Source organism: Bosea sp. BIWAKO-01 (assembly GCF_001748145.1).
Classification (GTDB): domain Bacteria; phylum Pseudomonadota; class Alphaproteobacteria; order Rhizobiales; family Beijerinckiaceae; genus Allobosea.
On record NZ_BCQA01000001.1, the window covers coordinates 1507447 to 1525803 of the forward strand.

Annotated in this window: 17 protein-coding genes and 1 pseudogene; 9 read left to right on the forward strand and 9 right to left on the reverse strand. The window is 65.7% G+C overall.

What is annotated here, in order from left to right; genetic code table 11:
- Positions 1-359: 359 nt before the first annotated feature.
- Positions 360-1790 carry an aldehyde dehydrogenase family protein gene (locus BIWAKO_RS06870; protein WP_069877906.1) on the reverse strand — a complete coding sequence of 477 codons (1431 nt, stop codon included), beginning with the start codon at positions 1788-1790 and terminating at the stop codon, positions 360-362.
- A 595-nt stretch (positions 1791-2385) separates the two neighbouring features.
- On the opposite strand from BIWAKO_RS06870, the gene BIWAKO_RS06875 reads away from it, so the two are divergent.
- Together BIWAKO_RS06875 and BIWAKO_RS06880 are read left to right on the forward strand one after the other, a co-directional pair.
- The gene (locus tag BIWAKO_RS06875) at positions 2386-3876 is read left to right on the forward strand and encodes an MDR family MFS transporter (protein ID WP_069877907.1); all 1491 of its coding nucleotides are present in this window, start codon (positions 2386-2388) and stop codon (positions 3874-3876) included.
- Positions 3877-4020: 144 nt separating this feature from the next.
- A complete protein-coding gene (locus BIWAKO_RS06880) occupies positions 4021-4584 on the forward strand; it encodes a DUF1269 domain-containing protein (RefSeq protein WP_069877908.1) in 564 nt (187 codons plus the stop codon).
- A gap of 120 nt (positions 4585-4704) precedes the next feature.
- Here BIWAKO_RS06880 and dapD read toward each other — a convergent pair whose 3' ends face one another.
- The gene (dapD, locus tag BIWAKO_RS06885; protein WP_069877909.1) at positions 4705-5547 is read right to left on the reverse strand and encodes a 2,3,4,5-tetrahydropyridine-2,6-dicarboxylate N-succinyltransferase; all 843 of its coding nucleotides are present in this window, start codon (positions 5545-5547) and stop codon (positions 4705-4707) included.
- 209 nt (positions 5548-5756) lie between these two features.
- Between dapD and BIWAKO_RS06895 the strand changes: the two genes are divergently transcribed.
- Together BIWAKO_RS06895 and BIWAKO_RS06900 are read left to right on the forward strand one after the other, a co-directional pair.
- A complete protein-coding gene (locus BIWAKO_RS06895) occupies positions 5757-6122 on the forward strand; it encodes a hypothetical protein (protein WP_141740011.1) in 366 nt (121 codons plus the stop codon).
- A 110-nt stretch (positions 6123-6232) separates the two neighbouring features.
- The gene (locus BIWAKO_RS06900; protein WP_069877912.1) at positions 6233-7567 is read left to right on the forward strand and encodes an 8-oxoguanine deaminase; all 1335 of its coding nucleotides are present in this window, start codon (positions 6233-6235) and stop codon (positions 7565-7567) included.
- 152 nt (positions 7568-7719) lie between these two features.
- Here the strand turns inward: BIWAKO_RS06900 and tam are convergent.
- From tam to BIWAKO_RS06935, 7 genes and pseudogenes are all read right to left on the reverse strand, one after another.
- Positions 7720-8489 (reverse strand): annotated as a pseudogene (gene tam / locus BIWAKO_RS06905) (trans-aconitate 2-methyltransferase).
- A 38-nt stretch (positions 8490-8527) separates the two neighbouring features.
- Positions 8528-9388, reverse strand: a complete 861-nt coding sequence (gene rfbA / locus BIWAKO_RS06910; protein WP_069877913.1) for a glucose-1-phosphate thymidylyltransferase RfbA — start codon at positions 9386-9388, stop codon at positions 8528-8530.
- On the reverse strand, positions 9385-10278 hold the full coding sequence (gene rfbD / locus BIWAKO_RS06915; protein WP_069877914.1) for a dTDP-4-dehydrorhamnose reductase: 894 nt from the start codon (positions 10276-10278) through the stop codon (positions 9385-9387). The genes rfbA and rfbD overlap by 4 nt, the downstream gene beginning before the upstream one ends.
- Positions 10275-11330 carry a dTDP-glucose 4,6-dehydratase gene (gene rfbB / locus BIWAKO_RS06920; protein WP_069877915.1) on the reverse strand — a complete coding sequence of 352 codons (1056 nt, stop codon included), beginning with the start codon at positions 11328-11330 and terminating at the stop codon, positions 10275-10277. Before rfbB ends, rfbD begins: the two co-directional genes overlap by 4 nt.
- Complete coding sequence (gene rfbC / locus BIWAKO_RS06925) at positions 11331-11906, reverse strand: dTDP-4-dehydrorhamnose 3,5-epimerase (protein WP_069877916.1); 576 nt, start codon at positions 11904-11906, stop codon at positions 11331-11333.
- 45 nt (positions 11907-11951) lie between these two features.
- Entirely contained in the window at positions 11952-12482 is a 531-nt protein-coding gene (locus BIWAKO_RS06930) for a MarR family winged helix-turn-helix transcriptional regulator (RefSeq protein ID WP_069877917.1), read from the reverse strand.
- Between the two features lie 77 nt (positions 12483-12559).
- The gene (locus tag BIWAKO_RS06935) at positions 12560-13048 is read right to left on the reverse strand and encodes an Lrp/AsnC family transcriptional regulator (RefSeq protein ID WP_069882237.1); all 489 of its coding nucleotides are present in this window, start codon (positions 13046-13048) and stop codon (positions 12560-12562) included.
- A 105-nt stretch (positions 13049-13153) separates the two neighbouring features.
- Here BIWAKO_RS06935 and BIWAKO_RS06940 point away from each other — a divergent pair, with 105 nt between their 5' ends.
- The 5 genes from BIWAKO_RS06940 (at position 13154) to BIWAKO_RS06960 (ending at position 18314) form a co-directional block, all read left to right on the forward strand.
- Positions 13154-14338: a diaminopropionate ammonia-lyase gene (locus BIWAKO_RS06940; protein ID WP_069877918.1), complete on the forward strand. Its 1185-nt coding sequence runs from the start codon at positions 13154-13156 to the stop codon at positions 14336-14338.
- 7 nt (positions 14339-14345) lie between these two features.
- Positions 14346-15500 carry an MFS transporter gene (locus BIWAKO_RS06945; RefSeq protein WP_069877919.1) on the forward strand — a complete coding sequence of 385 codons (1155 nt, stop codon included), beginning with the start codon at positions 14346-14348 and terminating at the stop codon, positions 15498-15500.
- A gap of 133 nt (positions 15501-15633) precedes the next feature.
- Entirely contained in the window at positions 15634-16251 is a 618-nt protein-coding gene (locus BIWAKO_RS06950; protein ID WP_069877920.1) for a glutathione S-transferase family protein, read from the forward strand.
- A gap of 57 nt (positions 16252-16308) precedes the next feature.
- Positions 16309-17469 carry a M20 aminoacylase family protein gene (locus tag BIWAKO_RS06955; protein WP_069877921.1) on the forward strand — a complete coding sequence of 387 codons (1161 nt, stop codon included), beginning with the start codon at positions 16309-16311 and terminating at the stop codon, positions 17467-17469.
- 44 nt (positions 17470-17513) lie between these two features.
- Positions 17514-18314: an aldolase gene (locus tag BIWAKO_RS06960; protein ID WP_069877922.1), complete on the forward strand. Its 801-nt coding sequence runs from the start codon at positions 17514-17516 to the stop codon at positions 18312-18314.
- Positions 18315-18357: the final 43 nt, after the last annotated feature.

An 18357-nucleotide genomic window follows, 5' to 3' on the forward strand; every position in this document is an offset into this window, starting at 1 on the left:
CAGAGAGTTTTCCAGCGAGCGCTTCACTGCCCGGCTCCTTGGGGACGCGCGTCGATTGCGCGTCATCTCAGGATCCCTAGTGCCTGGCCTCAACGGGGGGAGCGGAATGCGCCCTTCAATGTCGTGCAGAGACGAGAAAGGGCGTGCGCAGTGATGCACGCGCCCCTTTGCGCGAACAGTGCCTCGCCACGGCAGGCACTCACACAGGCTTGGACGCCGCAGCCGCCCCTGTACGATCAGACGCAAGCCGAGGCCCACACCGTCCGACTGCCGGGATCGAGACCCGATCTCGATCCGCGTCCACCGTCCCGGCTTCACCGCATCCCCTCAACCAGAAGGGATGCGGCAAGCCGCCCGGATCAGGCCGCCGCGTAGCCGACCGTGCCCTTGATCTCGAGGAATTCCTCGAGGCCGAAATCGGCATATTCGCGGCCATTGCCCGACTGCTTGTAGCCACCGAAGGGGGCGCCAGCATCCCAGGCCGGGTAGTTGATGTAGACATTGCCGCTGCGCATCTGCGCCGCGACCTTGCGGGCGCGCTCCAGCGAACCGGACTGGACATAGGACGCAAGCCCGTAAGGCGTATCGTTGGCGCGGGTAACGACTTCCTCTTCCGTCTGATAGGGCAGGATCGAGAGCACCGGACCAAAGATCTCCTCGCGCGCGATCGTCATGTCGTCCGTGACATTGGCGAACACCGTCGGGCGGACGAAGTAGCCGCGATTGAGGCCCTCGGGGCGGCCCGGACCGCCAGTGACGAGATCGGCGCCATCCTTGATGCCGGCCTCGATCAGTGCCTGGATCTTGTTGTACTGCGTCTCGCTGACGACCGGGCCGAGCCAGGTGCCTTCAGCCGAAGCAGCACCGACCTTGAGCGGCTCCGCCGTTGCCTTGGCGATCGCGACCGCCTTGTCATGCAGCTCGGCCGGCACGAACATCCGGGTGGGTGCATTGCAGGACTGGCCACTGTTGCGCATCACGCTCTCGACACCGAGCTTCACCGCCTGGCTCAGGTCGGCGTCGTCGAGGATGATGTTCGCCGACTTGCCGCCGAGTTCCTGATGCACGCGCTTGACGGTGTCGGCCGCCGCCTTGGCGACGAGAATGCCGGCGCGGGTCGAGCCGGTGAACGAGACCATGTCGACCTGCGGATGGCGCGAAATCGCCTCGCCGACCGTCGGGCCATCGCCATTGACGAGGTTGAACACGCCCTTCGGCACACCGGCCGCGTGCATGACCTCCGCGAAGATGATCGCGTTGATCGGGGCGATCTCGCTCGGCTTCAGCACCATGGTGCAGCCGGCGGCGAGCGCCGGCGCGACCTTGCACATGATCTGGTTCAGCGGCCAGTTCCAGGGGGTGATCATGCCGACGACGCCGATTGGTTCCTTGGCGATCAGCGTCGTGCCGCGCAGCTCCTCGAACTCGAAGTTTTCGAGCGTCTCGATCATCTTGGCGAGGTGGGCGGTGCCCATTCCGGCCTGCGCACGATGCGCCAGATCCTTCGGCGCACCCATCTCTTGCGACAGCGCATCGGCGATATCGGCATAGCGCGCCTTGTAGGCCTCGAGCAGGCAGCGCATCAGGGCAAGGCGTTCCGCCTTCGACGTCGCGGCGAAGGCGGGGAAGGCGGCGCGTGCGGCGGCGACCGCCTTGTCGACATCGGCCTCGGTGCCAAGCGCGATGGTGGCAAATGCCTCCTCGGTCGAAGGGTCGATGACCTCCAGGGTCTTGTTGCCCATCGGCTGGACCCATTGGCCATCGATGTAGAATTGCAGGGCATGCGACATGGTGAGGTCTCCGTCGGCTGGTCGTTGGGGGGAGTAATGCTCGTCCCTGAACAGGCCATGCCCGGGGAACGGCAGCGAGGCGGCCGCAGCCCCTGAAGCTGGCGACCGGGATTGACGGCGGATCCGGCCAGCGCGCATCGCCCTCGCGAGCGGCTCGTCCAGCTCCACCTGACGGAATGTTTGGCGCTATGGCAGCATGGATACGACGATAGGCGGGCGTCCCGCGCTTGTCACGGTCACCAGGCGGGCCTGGCTGGAATGACCGTCATGCATGCCAGGCGGTCGGAGCATGGAGCCGATCGGCAGAGACAATCCGGTTCAGTTGCGCCACGGCTTAGCGCCGCTTGCCGGGCTTGATCATCGTCACCTTGTGAACAGCGCCGTTGCAGTCATACGCCCCCCCGCTGCGGTCCACGCCCGGGCCGGCCGCAGTTCAGGTCCACTCCATTGGTCCGCCTGTATCTGGAATCGGCACGACACGAATCCGTGACCGCCCTGGTTCACAGCCCTGCCTTGCGCGCGCGCCGCTGGCGCATGGACCAATGGAATCCTACAGTCCGCCATTCCCCAAACACAGGGCAGGCGTTGCAGTTCGATGGACAAGCGTGTCGAGACCGATGAGCACAAACCGGCTCTGTCGGAGGCGGATATCCGCTCCATCATCATCGGCATCATGCTCGCCATGTTCCTGGCCGCGCTGGACCAGACCATCGTCGCCACCGCCATGCCGACGATCGGACGCGAGCTCGGCGACGTCACGCATCTGCCCTGGGTCGTGACCTCCTATCTGCTGGCTTCGACCGCCGTGACGCCACTCTATGGCAAGGTCGCCGACATCCATGGACGGCGGATCACGCTGCTCGCCGGCATCGTGATCTTCATCGTCGGCTCGGTTGCCTGCGCACTGGCATCGTCACTCTGGCTGCTGGTGGTGGCGCGCTTCGTCCAGGGGCTCGGTGGCGGCGGGCTGATCTCGATGGCGCAGACCATCATCGGCGACATGGTGCCGCCGAAGGAGCGCGGAAAATACCAAGTCTATATCGCCAGTGTCTTCTTCTCCTCCTCGCTGCTCGGACCGGTGCTCGGCGGGGTGATCTCCGAGGCGCTGCATTGGTCGGTGATCTTCTGGATCAACCTGCCGCTTGGGCTCTTCGCCTACCTGATGACCGACAAGGCGCTGAAGCGGCTCCCGCGCCATGAGCGGCCGCACAAACTCGATTTCCTCGGCGCCGGGCTGATGACGAGCGCGACGGTGACGCTGCTGCTCGCGCTCTCCTGGGGTGGCGTGCATTACCCATGGGCCTCGACCCAGATCCTCGGGCTGATCGGCCTGTCGGCGCTGCTCTGGATCGCGTTCGCCATTCGCCTCAAGACCGCCGAGGAGCCGCTGATCCCACTCGCGATCCTGGCTAATCCGGTGGTGCGCATGGGCACGATCGCCGCCGGCTTCGGCATGGGCACCTTCATCGGGCTCACCATCTATCTGCCGCTCTATTTCGAGACGGTCGCCGGCCTTTCGGCCGCCAATTCCGGCATGGGATTGATCCCGCTGACCTGCGGCACAGTCATCGGCGCGACCGCATCGGGGCGGGCGATGACCCTCCTCAAGCACTACAAGCGCGTGCCGATGGCCGGGCTCTGCATCGCCCTGATCGGGACCGCATTGCTGATCGCCTTCGCCGGTCGGATGTCGCTCATCCCCTTCGGCATCGTGCTGGCCGTGATCAGCCTCGGCTTCGGCACCTTGCTGCCGGTCGCCACCGTCTCGATCCAGAATGCCGTCCAGCCGCACCAGCTCGGCACCACGACGGCGACGGCGAACTTCTTTCGCCAGATCGGCGGGGCGCTGATCGTCGCCGTATTCGGGGCGATCGTGCTCGGCGGGATCGGCGCCGGCTCGGGCGTTACGGCCGAGACCCTGCGGGCCGGAACGGCGGACCGCGCCACCATGATCATGCTGTTCCAATATGTCTTCGCGGCGACCTTCGCCGGCTTTGCTCTGGCCCTGTTCTTCCTGGTCAGGATGCAGGAAATGCCGCTGCGCGGCCGCGCCATCGAGGCGGCGAAGGAAATCGCGGGCGAATAGGGCGGGACAAGCATCCTCGCCCGCGTTTGACGAGCATCAAACCGGCGGGGTTGCCGGCAGGCTAGAGCGGAGCGCAATCTCGCGCTGCCGCAACTCTGTCACAGCTGCGCGGCAGGTTGAGTTTGCCCGCCAAAGGAGAGTCCCATGTCCGATCTCGTCGTCATCGTATACCCGACCGAGGCCAAGGCCGAGGAGATGCGCCAGAAAGTCATCTCCCTGCAGAAGGAATACCTCATCGAGATCGGCGACGCGGCGATCGCGGTCATGCATGAGGGCGGCAAGATCAAGCTGAACCAGCTCATGAACACCACCGCGCTCGGGGCGGTCTCAGGCAGCTTCTGGGGCCTGCTGATCGGCGCGATATTCCTGATGCCCGTGTTCGGCGCTGCGATCGGCGCTGCGTCCGGCGCACTCGGTGGTGCGTTGACCGATTACGGCGTCAATGACGGCTTCATGAAGGAACTCTCGACCAGCCTGCAGCCCGGCAACGCCGCGCTCTTCCTGCTGATCCGCAAGATGACCGGTGACAAGGTGCTCGAAGCGATCAAGGGCACGGGTGGCGTGGTGCTGAAGACATCGCTCGACCACACTCGCGAGCAAGCCCTGCGCGACGCAATCTCGGCCTCGCCCGGGGCCGTCGAACATCCTTCGACGCCCGGCGCGACAGCAACGCCGACGGCCGGCGAAGCGCCCTCGCCCGTGGGCTGAAACACACCATCAGGACGGTGTCATCCCGGGCGGCCAGAGCGAGGCCCGGGATCCATTCGTTACCGCTGACGACGAGGACCCCGGCTGCACTACGCCTCTGCCGGGGTCTCAGCGCGCGTATCAGTCCCGCAGCAGCTCGTTGATTCCGGTCTTGGCGCGGGTCTGGGCATCGACCGTCTTGACGATCACGGCGCAGTAGAGCGAGGGGCCCGGCGTGCCGTCATTCAACGGCTTGCCGGGAAGCGACCCGGACACCACCACCGAATAGGGCGGCACCTTGCCGATATGGACCTGCCCGGTGGCGCGATCGATGATCTTGGTCGAGGCCGAGATGAAGACGCCCATCGAGATCACCGAACCTTCGCCCACGATCACGCCCTCGACCACCTCGGAGCGGGCACCGACGAAGCAATTGTCCTCGATGATGGTCGGGTTGGCCTGAAGCGGCTCGAGCACACCACCGATGCCGACGCCGCCGGAAAGGTGCACGTTCTTGCCGATCTGCGCGCAGGAGCCGACTGTCGCCCAGGTGTCGACCATGGTGCCGGAATCGACATAGGCGCCGATATTCACATAGGACGGCATCAGCACGACATTCGGCGCGATGAAGGCGCCGCGGCGCACGGCGGCCGGCGGCACGACGCGGAAACCGGCGGCGCGGAAGCGGTTCTCGCCCCAGCCCTCGAATTTCGAGGGGACCTTGTCCCAGAAGACGCCCTCGCCCGGGCCGCCTGCGATGATCTTGTTGTCGTTGAGACGGAAGGAGAGCAGTACGGCCTTCTTGAGCCACTGATGCGTCACCCACTCGCCGCCGAGCTTCTCGGCAACGCGGGCCTGGCCGGAATCGATCATCTCGATGGCCTGCTCGACGGCATCGCGCACCGCCCCTTTGGTGCTGACGCCGATCTCTACCCGGTTTTCCCAGGCGGCATCGATGGTGGCGGCGAGATCGGTCAGGCTCATCGTCGGTCTCCGTTCAGAATGCGCCGGAGCGATGGCGGATCAAGACAGCGGCGTCAAGGAGAAGCGCGGCGCGCCGCCGACTTCTCGTCCGCGCGTGCCGACGCCGGCCGCCTGGCTTTGACTGCACCAGGGCATCATGAATCCGGCGCCGCAGGAACGCCCCAATTGCCCCCCCAAGGTCATCGACCTGGGCCGGGAAACTCGGAATCATGAATGCGATGAAGCCTTCTCTTTCAAGACGAGCCGCGACCGCGATTGCCTTGTCGGCCACGATCATGGGCGCAGCCCCCCAAGCCTTGGCGCAAGCCCAACGCGACGTCGATTGGACCACGCAGAAATGCGTTCGATACAAGGAGGCCTATGGTGCGGCCATCGCCAAGCGGGGAAAGACAGGACTGAGCGACGAATTCCTCGCCCGGCACGATGCCTTCCTTGCGACCAACTGCACGGCACAGGCAGACGTCTGCCCACGCAGCGGAAAGGAGCTTGAGCTGGCTAATATCCTTGTCCTGATGTCCCTCAACGGAGGACTCTCGAGCACATTCCTGCCCTTCGCCTGCCGAAAGCCGACATAGGGCGTCTGCGCGCCCCCTTGATGTGCCGGAAGACGTTCGGTCTATTCCTCCCCTCTGCCGCCTTCCTTTATTGAAGAGCGACGTCCACGCCTCGTTCGCAAGGAGCGGCCATGCGCCTCTGGATCAGGAACCCGCTCGGCATCGTCGCCGAGGACGCCGGCGGCGGCGTGGTGGTCGAGCATGGCGCCATCGCCGAACTGCTGGCCGCCGGCAGCGCTCCGGCACAGCCGGTCGACGAGACATTCGATGCCTCCAATCATGTCGTGCTGCCCGGGCTGATCAACACGCATCACCACTTCTACCAGACGCTGACTCGTGCCCACCCGGCCGCGATCGACCGTGAGCTCTTTCCCTGGCTGAAGGCGCTCTACCCGCTCTGGGCCCGGCTGACGCCCGACGATCTCAGGCTCGCAGTGCGGGTCGCGCTCACCGAATTGCTGCTCTCCGGCTGTACCACAGCGGCAGATCACCATTATCTCTTCCCGAAAGGGCTGGAGAGCGCGGTCGATATCGCGGTCGACGAGGCGCGCGCGCTCGGCATCCGCATGACTGTCTCACGCGGCTCGATGAACCTGTCGCAGAAGGATGGCGGGCTGCCGCCGGATGCTGTGGTGCAGGACGAGGAGACGATCCTGGCCGACAGTGAGCGCGTGCTCTCGCTGTTCCATGATCCAAAGCCAGGCAGCATGATCCAGATCGCGCTGGCGCCCTGCTCTCCCTTCTCGGTCACACCTTCGCTGATGGCGAAATCGGCTGAGCTCGCCGCGCGCTTCGATGCTCCGCTGCACACCCATCTCGCCGAGACGCAGGATGAGGAGGCCTATTGCCTCCAGGTCTACGGCAAGCGCCCGCTCGACCTTCTGGAGGATGCCGGCTGGATGCGGCCGAAGACCTGGCTGGCGCATGGCATCCATTTCTCCTGCGAGGAATGCGAGCGGCTGGGCCGGGCCGGCGTCGGCATCTGCCATTGCCCGACCTCGAACGGCGTGCTCGCCTCCGGTTTCTGTCGGACGCGCGAACTCGAGGCCGCCGGCTCGCCCCTCGGCCTCGGCGTCGACGGCTCGGCCTCCAATGACGGCTCGAACCTGATGGAAGAGCTGCGCCACGCCCTGCTGATCAACCGGTTGCACTACAAGAGCGCCAGCGCCGTGACTGCGCGCGACGTGATCCGATGGGCGACGGAAGGCTCGGCCCGTTGTCTCGGCCGCTCCGATATCGGGCGGATCGCGCCTGGCATGCAGGCGGATCTGGCACTCTACCGGCTCGACGAACTGCGCTTCTCCGGCGCGCATGATCCCGTCGCGGCGCTGGTGCTGTGCGGAGCGAACCGGGCCGATCGTGTCATGGTCGCGGGGCGTTGGCGGGTTGTCGACGGTGCCGTGCCCGAACTGGACATCGCCGCGCTGCGGCGAATGCACAGCGCAGCTGCGATGCGCTACGCGTAGCCCCCCGTTCGCACCTCAGAGCATGCTCTAAACGATTAGAATCGATCACGTTTTCTGCACTTGGACAATTTCATCCAAACGCAGCGTGATCTAACCATCTGTGATTGCATCGGCTTTCCCGAAAACCGCAATCCACTTGTCGGGCCGATGCTTTAGCGTGTCGCGACGATGAACAGCCGCGGGAAGGGCAGCAGCACGGTGCCATCCGGCATCGCGGGGTAAGCCTGCGCAATGAGACCCTGATAGCGTGCGAGGAAGGCTTCGCGCTCGGCCTCGTCGAGCAGATCGAGCAGCGGACGCAAGGCGGCGCCCTTGAACCACTCCACCACCCCCGAAGCCCCGCCGGCGAGCGGATGATGATAGGTCGTGCGCCAGATATCGAGCCTTGCCGTGCCGCCGCGCAGCGCCCGATAATACCAGTCGGCGCTATGGCGCGCCGCGCGCGCCTGCAAGGCTGGGGCGAGCTTGCCGGCCCAGGCCCCGTCAGCTGCGACCTCACGCATCAGCACATGGGCCGGTTCGTCGAGATTATCCGGCATCTGCACGGCGAGCGTGCCGCCCGGCGCAAGCTTGGCCATGAGCGATGGCATCAAGACGTCGTGATCGGGCAGCCATTGCAGCACGGCGTTCGACAGGATCACGTCATAGGGGCGGCCGGCTGCCATGAGGCGATATCGGCAACCTCGAACTGGATCGCGGGCAGGCGCTTGCGGGCGGCCGCGATCATGTCGGCAGAGCTATCCATCCCGCTGATCGCGGCGTGGGGGAAACGCGCCAGCAGAAGCTCGGTCGAGTTGCCGGGACCGCAACCGATATCGACCGCGTTTGCCACGGCGTCCGTCGGGACCTGGGCAAGCAGATCGCGAACCGGGCGGGTCCGCTCATCCTCGAATTTCGTGTACTGCCGCGCCGACCAGCTCATAACGATCTCCATATCCTCATGAGCCGGAAGGCCCGCAATCAAAGCAGTTTCGCCAGATACTGCCCATAGCTCGATTTGCCCGTCAGCTTCGCCAGTTCGGCCAGCTGATCGCGATTGATGAACCCCTTGCGGAAGGCGATTTCCTCCGGGCAGGAGATCTTCATGCCCTGGCGCCGTTCCAGGATCTCGATGAACTGGCCGGCTTCCATCAGGCTCTCATGCGTGCCTGTGTCGAGCCAGGCGAAGCCGCGCCCCATGATCTGCACATGAAGCGCGCCACGCGCCATGTAGGCGCGGTTAATATCGGTGATCTCGATCTCGCCGCGCGCCGACGGCTTGATGCCGGCAGCGATGTCGAGCACATCATTGTCGTAGAAATAGAGGCCGGTCACCGCGAGATTGGATTTCGGTTCGGCGGGCTTTTCTTCGATCGAGATGCCCTTGCCGGCCGCGTCGAGTTCGACCACGCCGTAACGCTGCGGGTCGGAGACGACATAGCCGAAGACGGTCGCCCCCTTTGGCCGCGCGACTGCCTCCGCCATCAACTCGGGCAAGCCGTGGCCGTAGAAAATGTTGTCGCCAAGGACCAGCGCGACGCGATCGGCCCCGACGAAATCGCGCCCGACGATGAAGGCGTCGGCAAGCCCACGCGGCTCGGCCTGCACGGCGTAGCTGAGCTTCAGGCCAAACTGGGTCCCGTCCCCCAGCAAGCGGATGAACAGCGCCTGATCATGCGGGGTGGTGATGATCAGGATCTCGCGGATGCCGGCAAGCATCAGCGTCGAGAGCGGGTAGTAGATCATCGGCTTGTCGTAGACGGGCAGCAACTGCTTCGAGACCACCGAGGTCACCGGGTGCAGCCGCGTGCCGGTGCCACCCGCGAGAATGATGCCCTTCATGATACCCTCTGCGCCATCAACGAGGCTACGACCTCGCGCATGCGTTCCTGCCACGGCTTTGCGCGATAGCCAAAGGTCGCCGCGAACCGGGTGGACTCAAGCACCGAATTGGCCGGGCGGCGCGCCGGCGTCGGGAATTCCGCAGTCGTGATCGCGTCTACGATCGGGCTCCGCCCGGTGAAGCGGGCCTGCTCTGCAATGATGGCGCTGGCGAAGCCATGCCAGGTCGTCTCGCCCTGCCCGGCAACATGGTAGGTGCCCCAGGGCTCGGCTCCGGCCATCAGCACAGCGCGGACGGCGAGGATCGCCTCGGCAAGATCGCGTGTCGCGGTCGGAGAACCGCATTGGTCGGCAACGACGCGCAGGACATCGCGTTCGGCCGCAAGGCGCAGCATGGTCTTCAGGAAGTTTGCGCCATGGACACCGTAGACCCAGGCGGTGCGCAGGATGACATGGTGCGGCTGCAGGGCCCGGATGCAGACCTCTCCTTCGCTCTTGCTCGCACCATAGGCCCCGAGCGGCCCGACGGGGTCGCTCTCGACATAAGGCCCGGGTTTGCTGCCGTCGAAGACATAATCTGTCGAAACATGGAGGAGCGGAATGCCTGCTTCGGCCGTCGCCTCGGCAAGAATGGCGGGCCCTTCCGCATTTGCGGCGAAGGCAGCGACCGTCTCGCTCTCGGCCCGGTCCACGCCCGTAAAGGCCGCAGCATTGACCACCAGGCCGGGGCAATGGGCCTTCAAGGCCCTTACCACAGCTGCACGGTCCGTGATGTCGCCGTCAGCCCGCGCCAGCCCGACGAGCGGAACGCCACGCTCATGCGCCAGCTCCGTCAACTCGCGGCCAAGCTGACCGCCGGCACCAAAAAGCAGGATCGGCGCTTCGTTCACGAGAGGCCGAGCCGCTCGCCGCGATAAAGCCCGTTCCGGATGCGGCCCCACCAGTCCGGATTGGCGAGGTACCATCGAACGGTCTTCTCCAGCCCGCTCTCAAAGCTCTCCTGCGGGCTCCAGCCGAGCTCGCGGGCGATCTTTGAAGCATCGATCGCATAGCGACGGTCATGGCCGGGCCGGTCGGCGACAAACCGGATCAGGGTGTCGCGCGGGCCGATGGCGGCATCGGGGGCGACCTCGTCGACCAGGCTGCAGATCGCGCGCACGACGTCGAGGTTCGTCCGCTCGGCTTGGCCGCCGACATTGTAGCTCTCGCCGGGGCGTCCGGTTTCCGCAATCAGGCAAAGGGCGCGTGCATGATCCTCGACATGGAGCCAGTCGCGCACCTGACCGCCATCGCCGTATACCGGCAATCCCTTGCCCTCAAGCGCGTTCAGGATGACGAGCGGGATCAGCTTCTCAGGGAAGTGATAGGGCCCGTAATTGTTCGAGCAGTTGGAGAGCAGGACAGGCAGCCCATAGGTGTGGTGCCAGGCACGCACGAGATGGTCGGACGCGGCCTTCGACGCAGAATAGGGCGAGGTCGGCTGATAGGGTGTCGTCTCGCTGAACAGGCCTTCCGGGCCAAGCGAGCCGAAGACCTCGTCCGTCGAGACATGGTGGAAACGAAAGTTGGCCTTCGCGTCCTGCGGCAGGGCTCGCCAATGGTCGAGCGCCGCCTGGAGCAACACGAAGGTTCCGACGACGTTGGTCTGGATGAAGGCGCCCGGCCCATCGATCGAACGGTCGACATGGCTCTCCGCCGCAAGGTGCATCACGATATCGGGCCGGAATGACGCAAAGGCCTCGCGCATAGCGGCGAGATCTCCGATATCCGCCTGCAGGAAGGCGTAACGCGGATCGGTCTCAACCGGCTTCAGATTGTCGAGGTTGCCCGCATAGGTCAGCTTGTCGACAACCAACACCTGATGCGACGTCTCGGCGACCAGATGCCGGACCACGGCCGAGCCGATGAAGCCTGCGCCGCCAGTGATGAGAAACCGCTTCATTCAGGCGCCCTCATAGACGAAGGGGCTGGCAAAACCGGCAAAACCGGGCAGCTTCGCGTCCTTCTCGGAAAGTGTCGCGGCCCCGGCCACCACCGGCCAGTCGATGGCAAGCTCCGGATCGGCCCAGAACAACCCGCCCTCGCTTTGCGGCGCATAGGGCGCGTCGACCTTGTAGGCGACCTCGGTGCCGGGCTCTAGCGTGCAGAAACCATGGGCAAAGCCGCAAGGCACGAAGAGCTGCTCGGCCCCGTCCGCGTCAAGCAGCGTGCCGCACCAACGCCCGTAATGCGGTGAGCCGCGCCGGAGGTCGACTGCGACGTCGAAGATCGCGCCCTTGAGCACGCGCACGAGCTTGGCCTGGGCAGCGGGCGCAGTCTGATAATGCAGGCCTCGTACGGTGCCGACCTGCGCCGAAAGCGACTGGTTGTCCTGCACGAAATCCGGCGCGATCCCAGCTGCCGCGAAAGAGTCGCGGCTATAGGTTTCCATGAAGTAGCCGCGGTCATCGCCGAAACGTCGCGGCCGGACCAGAACGGGACCGGGAATGGCGAGAGGCGCGAAGGTAAAATTGGACATGGGGTCTCCTGCCTCGCCGCAGGTAGTCCTGCCGCTAGACCCCTGTCAACGACGCGCGGCCGCCACCTCGGTGGCATCATCAGGCGAAAATTCGCGCAGCTCGGGCAGCCGCGCATGGATCCGCCGCAACAGGCCGGTCAGCGAGGCAATCTCCTCGGCGGAGAAATCGGCCAGGATCAGGCTCTCGCGCTGCAGGGCAACCGCCATCAGGCGGTCATGCAGCTCGTAGCCACGCTGCGTCAGCTGCAGAACCTGCCGGCGCGCATCGCGGCTATCCGCATGTTCGCGGACATGGCCGGCGGAAACCAGCGCCGCCACGGCGCGGCTGACCGCCCCCTTGTCGAGGCTGATGACCTCGCAGATGCGCTGCGCCACGATACAAGGCTCGATCGCGAGCTGCGAGATGATGCGCCATTCCGTGACGCCGACACCGAACAGGTCGAGATAGAGGCGGGACGAACTGCGCGACCAGGTGTTCGAGATCGTCGTCAGGAAATAGGGCAGGTAACCCGCAAGGTTGAGTACCTCCCGGTCCCTGTCACCGCCCTCGGCCTTGCGGCGCCTCGTCGAAACCATGCTGCGCCCGCGATCTATCCCTGGAGGGTCCACAAAATCCGGCATGGCGGCGTTCGGCAAGCGGAGTCTGCCGCAGGCTATTCCGGCAGCGGAACCGCGAGCCCAACCTTGACGCGGTCCATCGCGACGAAGGTGCGGAACTTCCTGACATTGTTGTTCCCGAAGAAGAGCCGGCGCGTCAGCGCCTCATAAGCCATCATGCTCGGCACCAGGATAACGAGCACGAAATCCGCCTCGCCAGTGACGTAGTAACATTGCTGCACCTCGGGTGCCGCGGTGAACTCCTGCTTGGCGGCGTCGATCAGGTCCGCACGCTCGCTTTCCAGCTCCACCTCGACGAAGATGGTGATCGCCTGCCCGAGCCGGGCAGGATCGACGAGCGCGACATTGGCCTGGATGACACCCGTCTCCTCCATGCGCTTGATCCGGCGCTGGACGGCGGGCGCGGACAGGTTGACCGTTTCGCCGATCACACGCTGCGGCGTCGTGTTGTCGCGCTGCAGGATGCGCAGGATCGCGAGGTCAAAACTGTCCAGCGTGACGGCCGGAGAAGTGGATCGGGTCAAGAGCAGCGCCCAACGAAACAAACTTGCATTTCAAGGGACCAAACACAGCGGTCTTTTCGCCATGATTGCAATATCCATTCGTTGTACCAGCGCGCAGGAGCGGCGATGTTTCTTCCCAACCACCACCCCGACCGTCGCAAGCCGCTCGATCCGATCGATGCCGAGACCCTGAGCATCGCTGCGGCCGCCGAGGTCGAGCGCCATCTGAGCTATCGCGAGAACCACGTCGAGACACCGCTTCATGCCCTGCCAGCCATGGCGGCCGAGCTCGGGGTCCGTGCGATCCACGTCAAGGACGAAGGCCATCGCCTGGGCCTTGGCAGCTTCAAGGCACTTGGGGGCGCCTATGCCGTATTCCGACTGGTGCTGGAGGAGGCGAGCAGGAGGCTCGGGCGGCCAGTCGATATCGCCGAGCTGAACACCCCCGAGGTCCGGGCCGTAGCGGCGGGGATGACGGTCGCCTGCGCCACTGACGGCAATCATGGCCGCTCGGTCGCACAGGGCGCCCAGCTCACCGGGGCGAGCGCCGCGATCTTCGTGCATGCCCGCGTCAGCGACGAGCGCGTTGCGGCGATCGCCCGCTTCGGCGCGACGATGATCCGGGTCGAGGGCACCTATGACGACTCGGTCACGGAAGCCGCCCGCGTCGCGGAGAAGGAAGGCTGGACAGTCGTCTCCGATACCTCCTGGCCGGGCTATGAACGCATCCCGGGACTGGTGATGCAGGGCTATACGGTGATCATCCGCGAAGCACTGCGTGAACTCGCCGAGCCGCCCACGCATGTCTTCGTACAGGCAGGCGTCGGCGGCATCGCCGCTGCGGCTGCGGGCTATCTCGCCAATGCGCTCGGCGACCGGCGTCCCGTCTTTGTGGTGGTCGACCCTGCGCGCGCGGCCTGCATCTTCGAGACGGCGAAGGCCGGCCATCCGGTCAAGGTCGTCCATGGCGAACCGACCGTGATGGCGATGCTCGAATGCTACGAGCCCTCGCCTATCGCCTGGCGTGTCCTGTCTCGCGTCGCCGACGGCTTCATGACCGTCGAGGACGAGGAGGCCATTGCGGTGATGAACCGGCTGGCGCGCCCCGCCGGCAAGGACCCAGCCATCGTCTCCGGCGAAAGCGGCGGTGTCGGCCTGGCCGGCGTCATCCGGGTTGCGGCCGATCCCGCCGTCAGGAAGCAGCTTGGCCTCGATGCGACCTCCCGCGTTCTCGTCATCAATACCGAGGGCGCGACCGATCCGGAGCGCTATGCCGAACTGACCGGCCTGCCGGCACGAGCCGCCCAGTAACGCGACGATGAACGCACGCATCGCTATCGAGGCCGGAGAAGTGCCGGGACGGGCAGAGCAGGTCGCGACCCGCATCGCCTTCTTCGTTGCCGGGCTCGGCATCGCAGCATGGGCACCTCTGGTGCCCTATGCCAAGCTGCGCATGGCTCTCGACGATGGTGCGCTTGGATTGCTGCTGCTCTGCCTCGGCGCCGGCTCGATCCTGGCCATGCCGCTATCGGGCGCGCTGGCTTCGCGGTTCGGTTGCCGCCGCGTGCTGATTGGCGCGGTGCTGCTGATCGCTTTCATGCTCCCGGCTCTCGCGACCGCCGCGCACTTGCCGCTGCTCGCCCTGGCACTGTTCGTCTTCGGAGCCGGCATTGGCTCGCTGGATTGCGTCATCAACATCCAGGCCGTGATCGTCGAGCGAGCCAGCGGGCGCAGCATGATGTCCGGCTTTCACGGTCTCTTCAGTCTCGGCGGCATAGCCGGAGCGGCCGGGGCCAGCGGGCTCCTGATGCTGGGTGCGACGCCGCTCCTCGCCACGCTCGTCGTCGTCGCGATCCTCCTGGTTGCGATAGCCTGGGCGGCCTCGGGGCTCTTGCCCTATGCCAGCAAGGGCGAAGGCCCGGCCTTCGCCATTCCGCACGGCATCGTGCTCTTCATCGGCGTGCTCTGCTTCGTCGTCTTCCTGGCCGAGGGCGCCATGCTGGACTGGAGTGCCGTCTTCCTGACCGATCTGCGCCAGGTCGATGCCGCTTATGCGGGACTTGGCTATGCGGCTTTCGCCAGCACCATGACAATCGGCCGGCTGACCGGCGACCGCTTCGTGCAGCGCCTCGGGGCCCAGCGCATCATCATATCGGGCGGCCTCTGCGCAGCGGCAGGTCTCGCGCTCGCAACGCTTGCACCATCCTGGCTGGCAGGCCTCGTCGGTTTTGCGCTTGTGGGGGCGGGTTGCTCGAATATCGTGCCGGTTCTCTACACGGCGATCGGCCGACAGAATGCGATGCCCGAGCATATCGCCGTGCCCGCGATCTCGACACTGGGCTATGCCGGTATCCTTGTCGGCCCCGCAGCAATCGGTGCCGTGGCGCAGTTCGCGAGCCTGCCCATTGCCTTCCTGGTCGTCGCGGCGCTGCTCATCGGTGTCGCAGCCAGCGCTCCGCGGCTGCGCACATGAGCTTCGCATCTCTCACCGCGCCGCAAGGCACGTCCGTTGGAGGCAGACCATGACTGCGCTCACGACGGATCCGGTTCATCATCCTGATTGGCAAGGCACGCAAATGAGTACGGCATTAGAGCTGACGCGGACCATGGACCTGATCTACCAGACCCATTCGCCCTATGCGCGCAAGGTCCTGGTCTTTGCCCATGAAGCGGGTATCGCCGGACAGCTCCGCGTCGTCCACCAGGAGACAAGCCCGACCAACCGGAACGACGACGTCTTTGCGGTCAACCCGCTCGGCAAGGTTCCCGTCCTCGTCCTCCCCGATGGCGAGGCGATCTTCGATTCGGTCGTGATCTGCGACTATCTCGGCAGCCTCGACGGCGGCAGCCGGCTCGTTCCGCAAGGCGGGCGGGCGAGATGGTCCGCGCTTCGCCTGCAGGCGCTCGCCCAGGGCCTGTGCGACGCCGGCATTGCGCTGCGCTGGGAAACCGTACGTCGCCCCGAAGCCCTGCGCTATCCGCCCCTGGCAGAGGGAATGACGGCAAAACTCGTCGAATCCTACGATTATCTCGAACGCGAGACGGATTTCGACGCGCCGCTCCATGTCGGCCATATCGCGCTTGCGACCGCCCTTTCATGGCTGGAATTCCGCGAGCTGCCCGCCTTCGAGCCTGGCCGGCCACGGCTGGCCCACTGGTATCGCTCCTTCTCGGAACGCCCCTCGATGCGCGCCACGATCTATGACGGCGAGACGCATGACTGATCGCAACGCCAGTTCGCCTGGCGGCCGCCCCCCGACTTCACGATGGTGGAAAGAGACATGACCACGCTCGACCCGAACGCCCTCGAACGCGAGATGACCGGGTGGCGGCGTGACCTGCACGCACATCCCGAATTCGGCTTCGAGGAGAAGCGAACCTCCGCCTTCGTCGCGGCCAAGCTCAGGGAGTTCGGCCTCGACGATGTGGCCGAGGGCATCGGCGGCACCGGTGTCGTCGGCACGCTGAAGCGTGGCAGCGGCAACCGCGCCATCGCGCTTCGGGCGGATATGGACGCGCTGCGCATCAGCGAGCAGGCCGAGCATGCCTACCGCTCGCAAACGCCCGGCACCATGCATGCCTGCGGCCATGACGGGCATACCGCGATGCTGCTTGGTGCGGCAAAGCTGCTGGCGAGCGAGGGCGGCTTCGACGGGACCGTGCGCTTCCTCTTCCAGCCTGCCGAGGAATGGGGCAGAGGCGCGCTCGCCATGCTCTCCGACGGGCTGATGGAGCGTTTTCCCTTCGAGGAGATCTATGGGCTGCACAATGCGCCGGGATTGCCTGTCGGTCAGTTCCAGACTCGCGCCGGCCCGATCATGTCGGCGGAGGACAATTTCGAGATCGTGCTCAAGGGCGTCGGTGGCCATGCGGCGCGCCCGCATGTCGGCAATGAGGCCCTGATCGCCGCCTGCGCGCTCGTCACCAATTTCCAGACCATCGTGTCGCGGCGGCTCAGCCCGACCGATATCGGCGTCGTCTCGGTGACCGAGCTCATCACCGACGGCACGCGCAACGCCCTGCCGGGCCTCGCCCGCATCCTTGGCGACGCCAGGAGCTTCCGGCCGGAGGTCAGCGCCGAGATCGAGAAGCAGATGCGCATCATCACGGAGGGCACGGCGCTTGCCTATAACGTCTCGGCCGAGGTGACCTATACCCGCGAATTCGTGCCGTTGGTGAATGACGAGGCCCTGGCGGGGGAAGCCCTGACCGCAGCAAGAAGCGTCTTCGGCGCGGAGAATGTCGCCACCGCCCGCGAGCCGATGACCGGCTCGGAGGATTTCGCCCGCTTCCTCGACCATGTGCCGGGCTGCTTCGCCTTCGTCGGCAATGGCACCTCTGCACCCTTGCACAATCCTTGCTACGATTTCGACGACGCCGGCCTCATTCACGGCGCCCGTTTCCATGCCACGATCACGCGGCAGCGCCTGCGCCCTGCCTGACCGCCGCCCGTCCTCCCTGCCGCTTCCCGATCCGGAGCTCTGCCATGGCCCATTCCCTCAAATCCGGCACTGCCAGCCCGCTCAGGGAGCCCGGCCCGAACCAACCGGCTCTCGAGTCCGAAGCCGTCTGGGAGGCGCGTGCCGATCTCGCCGCGTGCTTCCGCATGGCGGCGCGCCATGGGCTGGAAGAGGGCATCTGCAACCATTTCTCGGCGCTGGTGCCAGGTTATGACGACCTCTTCATCGTCAATCCCTATGGCTGCGCCTTCCGCGAGCTGACCGCCTCGAAGCTGCTGATCTGCGATTTCCACGGCAATGTCGTCGCTGGCGAGGGGCAGCCCGAGGCGACGGCCTTCTACATCCATGCGCGCATCCACAAGGCGATCCCGCGCGCCAGGGTCGCTTTCCACACGCATATGCCCTACGCGACCGCGCTCTCGATGACAGAGGGCGAGCCACTGATCTTCGCCGGCCAGACCTCGCTGAAATTCTACGGCCGGACCGCCGTCGACCGCGACTACAACGGGCTTGCGCTCGACGAGCGCGAGGGCGATCGCATTGCCGGCGCCATCGGCGATGCCGACATCGTCTTCATGAAGCATCACGGCGTCATGGTGCTGGGTCCGACGATCGCCGAGGCCTGGGACGACCTGTATTATCTCGAACGGGCCTGCGAGGTGCAGACACTGGCGCTCTCGACCGGGCGCGAGGTCCTGCCCGTCGCGCCCGCGATCGCCGAAGCGGCCTATCGCCAGATGCGCGAAGGCGACCCGGAATCGGCAAGGCTCCACCTCGCCTCGATCAGACGCACGCTCGATCTCGAAGAGCCGGCCTATCGCAGCTGAGCAGTGAACACGGGCTCGTCCATCCATGCGTCCGGCGTGATGC